Source organism: Salinibacterium sp. (assembly GCF_031364185.1).
GTDB lineage: Bacteria > Actinomycetota > Actinomycetes > Actinomycetales > Microbacteriaceae > Rhodoglobus.
Map to the genome: position 1 here is coordinate 1 of NZ_JANLVV010000096.1, position 4,138 is coordinate 4,138.

Below are 4,138 nucleotides of genomic sequence, written 5' to 3' on the forward strand. Positions count from 1 at the left end.
GTCTCCCGACGAGGTAATCATGTGTGCATCCAGCGAAGCTATCCTCGTGCGAACGCCAGAGTCCGGCTTGTAAGACGCATCACGTCTGACGGGCGGTATGCTTACGAACCGAGTGGGTCGGCAAGACGGTCGCGTGGGGCAGTAATGCTTCCCGAGGAACGTCCGGGCTCCGCAGAGCATGGCGGTGGGTAACACCCACCCGGGGTAACCCGCGAGATAGTGCAACAGAAAGCAGACCGCCACCGTGTGTTTCGATGCACGACGGTAAGGGTGAAACGGTGGTGTAAGAGACCACCAGCGGCCGGGGTGACCCGATCGGCTATGTAAACCTCGCCAGGAGCAAGGTCAGACAGGAAGCGTTAAAGGCTGCTCGTCCAGCTTCCGGGTAGGCCGCTAGAGGCGTGCGGCAACGTACGTCGTAGATAGATGACCGTCCATCGCCCTCGGGCGAAGACAGAACCCGGCGTAACAGCCGGCCCATTCCCCATCAGTTGCCTCGAATTGTGAGAAAGACAATACCTAGCCTTCACACAGAGTGGGCGTTTAGAGTCTCGCCATGTCCGAACTTCCGGCGGGCCACGCCTTCGTCACTCCTCGCGCCATCATGAGCGCGCTGTTCGGATTCCTCCTCGGTGGGGCTTCGATGGCCTTCAACCCCTTCTTCGCCCTGTCGGTTATCGCCGTGGCGCTCTGTTTGGTGACACTGCGCAGTGCGTCGAGCGTCGAGCATTACCTCGTGCAGGGGATGCTTCGCATCTTCGCGATCATCGGAATCATGGGTGCGCTCGGCGGTGTCATGGTGCTGCTGTTTCCGGGCCTTGGCGTTCGCCCCTGAACCGTGAGTGCCGCCAATGACTTATCCTTGAGGTTCATCGCCCCTGGCGCGATCAGGGAGGTTGACCATGAACGAGCGCGTTTTTTCGAGCGATAACACGGCAGGGGTGTCGCCCGCAATTCTGGCAGCGATGGTCGAGCAGTCTTCTGGCCGCGCCGCTCCCTACGGTGACGATCCCGTCACTGCGCGCGTGACGGAGCGGCTGCGCGAGTTATTCGAGTGCGACCTCGATGTGCTGATCGTGAGCACGGGCTCCGCCGCTAACGGGCTCGCCCTCGCGGCCTTCACTCCACCGTGGGGCGCGGTGCTGTGCCACACAGATAGCCATGTGAACAACGACGAGGCCGGAGCTCCGGAATTCTTCACCAATGGAGCAAAGCTCATTCCCCTGTCGGGGACGGATGCCAAACTTGCCCCGGCAGCCCTCAGCGCCGCCGTCGTCAGAGGGCGAGGTGTCGTGCATTCCGTCCAGCCCGCGGTGGTCAGCATTACGCAGGCGACGGAGACGGGGAGCGTCTATTCGCTGGATGAGCTGAGCGAGCTCGGCTCAATCGCCCATGATGCCGGCCTCGCCGTGCACATGGATGGCGCTCGATTCACCAATGCCCTCGTTGCCCTGAATGTGAGCCCCGCCGATATGACGTGGCGCGCGGGCGTCGACATCCTGTCATTCGGGGCGACCAAAAACGGCACAATGAACGCCGAAGCCATCATCGTGTTCGACAGGTCGAAAACAGAGGGGCTGCGTTTTCGCCAGAAGCGAGCAGGCCAGCTCGCCTCGAAGATGCGTTTCCAGTCTGTTCAACTCGACGCGTACCTCGCCGAAGACCTGTGGCTCGACAACGCCAGACACGCCAACGCCATGGCCGAGCATCTGGCGCACGGCCTGGCGCGCATTCCCGGCGTTGAAGTTCTCGGCACTCCCCGGGCGAATATGCTGTTTGCGATACTTCCGGAGCCCGTGTTTTATTCGCTTCTGACCAGCGGCTTCTCCTTCTACCATGACGAAAGCGAGCCGGGGCGGGCTCGATTCGTCACAGCCTTCAACACCACCGAGGCGGACGTCGATGACCTGCTCGAGGCAACGAGGGCCAGCAGCAGGGTCAGCGCGATCCTGAGCTGAACCGGGCCGGCGATTAGTCCGCAGCAAGCGCCGCGGAGCCCAGGATGCCAGCGTTGTTGCGGTGCACGGCAGGCACGATCTTCGTCTGCAGGTCGAGCAGGGGCAAGAATTCTTCGTAGTTTTTGGAGACCCCACCGCCGACGACAAACAGGTCTGGCGAGAAGAGCAATTCAAGATGCGTGTAGTACTTTTGCAGCCGCTTCGTCCAGTGCTTCCAGTCGAGGTTCTCGCGCTCCTTAGCCGCATACGACGCCCGGGTCTCGGCATCCTTGCCATCCAGTTCCAGGTGACCGAGTTCCGAATTGGGCACCAGCACGCCGTTGTAGATCAGGGCACTGCCGATTCCGGTGCCGAGCGTGGTGAGCAATACCAGCCCCGACACGTCCTTCGCTGCGCCATATCGCACTTCGGCATAGCCCGCAGCGTCAGCATCATTCACGAAGTGGATGTCACGGCCCAGGGCCTTCTCGAACAGCGCCTCCGCCTCCAGCCCGATCCACTTCTTCGACACGTTCGCGGCCGACATCGTTCGACCGTTCCGTACGATCGCGGGGAAGCAGACCCCGACCGGAACACCGTCATCCAGCCCGCCGATTTTCTTGATCAGGGCGACCACGGTTGTGACGATATCGTCGGGCGACCCACCCTCCGGCGTGGGTAATTTGACGCGATCGGTGACGAGCTCCCCGGTCACGGTGTCAACGACAGCTCCCTTGATTCCGGTGCCGCCGATGTCGATTCCGAGGGCCTGTGCCATGGTGATCTGCTTTCTGTGCTGCCGATGCGGCCTGCCACGGGGGAGTTGGTCTGCCGGGGTCAGGGGAGTGTCAGAATTTCTGTTCCGCGCTCAGTGACGACGAGTGTGTGCTCGAATTGTGCGGTCCAACTCTTATCACGCGTGGCCACGGTCCAGTCGTCGTCCCACTGCTCCCACTCGATTGAGCCGGGATGCTCCACGGTTCCGAGCGTCAGCATCGGTTCGATGGTGAACACCATCCCGACCTCGATCAGTTGGTCAAAATCTGGGGCAGCGTCATAGTGCGGGATGACAAGGCCCGAGTGGAACGCTTCACCGACACCGTGGCCGGTGTAGTCGCGGATGACGCCATATCCGAATCTCCTGGCATACGATTCGATCGCTCGACCGATCACGTTGATCTGGCGACCGGGCGCGACCGCCTTGATGCCGCGCGCCAGGGCCTCGCGGGTGTGATCGACCAGCGCCGTGACATCCGGAGCAGCCTCGCCGACAAGGAAAGTCCTGTTCAGGTCGCCGTGAACGCCGTTCTTGAAGGCCGTGATGTCGATGTTGATGATATCGCCGTCGATGAGCTCGGTATCGTCGGGGATGCCGTGGCAGATCACCTCGTTGATGCTGGTGCAGCTTGACTTCGGAAAACCGCGGTAGCCGAGCGTCGACGGATACGCGCCGTGGGACACGATCAGATCGTGGGCAATTTTGTCGAGTTCGTCGGTGGTGATGCCCGGGCGAATCGCCGCGCCAACCGCGTCGATGGCCTGAGCGGCGATAGCACCGGACTGCCGGATTCGATCGACGGCCTGGGGTGGATACACGTCAGATCCGGTGAACGGTGAGGGGCCCTGGCGGCCCACATACTCGGGTCGTGCGATGCTGGCAGGCACCGGCCGAGCCGGGGAGATCCGGCCCGCGACGAGGTGTCCCAGTGCATCGCGAGGCATACAGTTGATCCTAGCTTCGATGGGAGCAACACAAAGGGAGGTGGCCATGACCGAGTGGTGGTACAACAACAAGACGGGCGTCGTCGAGGAAGGCCCCCAGTCCCTTGGCGCCGATCGCGATGGACCGTATTCCTCGAAGGAGGAAGCGACGCGCGCCCCGCAGATCGCCCGGGAGCGCTCCCGCAGGTGGGCCGCCGACGATGCTGCGAGCGACTAGAGATTCACCATCCCGTCGACAGCACCTCATCCAGTGTGTCGACGAAGAAGTCTGCGCTCTGTCGCGTGAAGCACAGCGGCGGTTTTATCTTGAGCACACACTGCCGGTCCGAGGTGGGCTGCATGATGATGCCCAGCTCACGCAGCCTCTCGCAGATCGCCGTCGTCTCCTCGGTCGCAGGCTCCAGGGTTCCACGATCGCGCACTAACTCAAGCCCGAGATAGAGGCCGCTTCCGTGCACGGTTCCGACGATGGGGTGTCG

General features: G+C 62.3%; 5 protein-coding genes, 1 other RNA gene and 1 pseudogene. 4 read left to right on the top strand and 3 right to left on the bottom strand.

The annotated features are described in order from the left end of the window. The first annotated feature begins 113 nt into the window (after positions 1–113). The 3 genes from rnpB to RMN95_RS04635 all read left to right on the top strand — a co-directional run bounded on the left by rnpB (position 114) and on the right by RMN95_RS04635 (position 1,958). An RNA gene (gene rnpB, locus RMN95_RS04625) (RNase P RNA component class A) lies at positions 114–484 on the top strand. Positions 485–556: 72 nt separating this feature from the next. Beyond that, a complete protein-coding gene (locus tag RMN95_RS04630; RefSeq protein ID WP_309615781.1) occupies positions 557–835 on the top strand; it encodes a hypothetical protein in 279 nt (92 codons plus the stop codon). A 67-nt stretch (positions 836–902) separates the two neighbouring features. Next, entirely contained in the window at positions 903–1,958 is a 1,056-nt protein-coding gene (locus tag RMN95_RS04635; RefSeq protein ID WP_309615782.1) for a low specificity L-threonine aldolase, read from the top strand. A 13-nt stretch (positions 1,959–1,971) separates the two neighbouring features. On the opposite strand, the gene ppgK is transcribed toward RMN95_RS04635, so the two are convergent. Continuing rightward, the gene (ppgK, locus tag RMN95_RS04640) at positions 1,972–2,715 is read right to left on the bottom strand and encodes a polyphosphate--glucose phosphotransferase (RefSeq protein WP_309615783.1); all 744 of its coding nucleotides are present in this window, start codon (positions 2,713–2,715) and stop codon (positions 1,972–1,974) included. A gap of 59 nt (positions 2,716–2,774) precedes the next feature. Continuing rightward, positions 2,775–3,659: a type I methionyl aminopeptidase gene (map, locus tag RMN95_RS04645; RefSeq protein ID WP_309615784.1), complete on the bottom strand. Its 885-nt coding sequence runs from the start codon at positions 3,657–3,659 to the stop codon at positions 2,775–2,777. A 46-nt stretch (positions 3,660–3,705) separates the two neighbouring features. Between map and RMN95_RS04650 the strand changes: the two genes are divergently transcribed. Next, positions 3,706–3,876, top strand: a complete 171-nt coding sequence (locus RMN95_RS04650) for a methionine aminopeptidase (RefSeq protein ID WP_309615785.1) — start codon at positions 3,706–3,708, stop codon at positions 3,874–3,876. 4 nt (positions 3,877–3,880) lie between these two features. On the opposite strand, the pseudogene RMN95_RS04655 reads toward RMN95_RS04650, so the two are convergent. Then, a pseudogene (locus RMN95_RS04655) lies at positions 3,881–4,138 on the bottom strand (hypothetical protein); the annotation flags it as partial.

Coding starts and splice junctions, on each gene's coding strand:
- RMN95_RS04630 (WP_309615781.1), top strand. CDS start 557: ATGTCCGAACTTCCGGCGGGCCACGCCTTCGTCACTCCTCGCGCCATC.
- RMN95_RS04635 (WP_309615782.1), top strand. CDS start 903: ATGAACGAGCGCGTTTTTTCGAGCGATAACACGGCAGGGGTGTCGCCC.
- ppgK (WP_309615783.1), bottom strand. CDS start 2,715: ATGGCACAGGCCCTCGGAATCGACATCGGCGGCACCGGAATCAAGGGA.
- map (WP_309615784.1), bottom strand. CDS start 3,659: ATGCCTCGCGATGCACTGGGACACCTCGTCGCGGGCCGGATCTCCCCG.
- RMN95_RS04650 (WP_309615785.1), top strand. CDS start 3,706: ATGACCGAGTGGTGGTACAACAACAAGACGGGCGTCGTCGAGGAAGGC.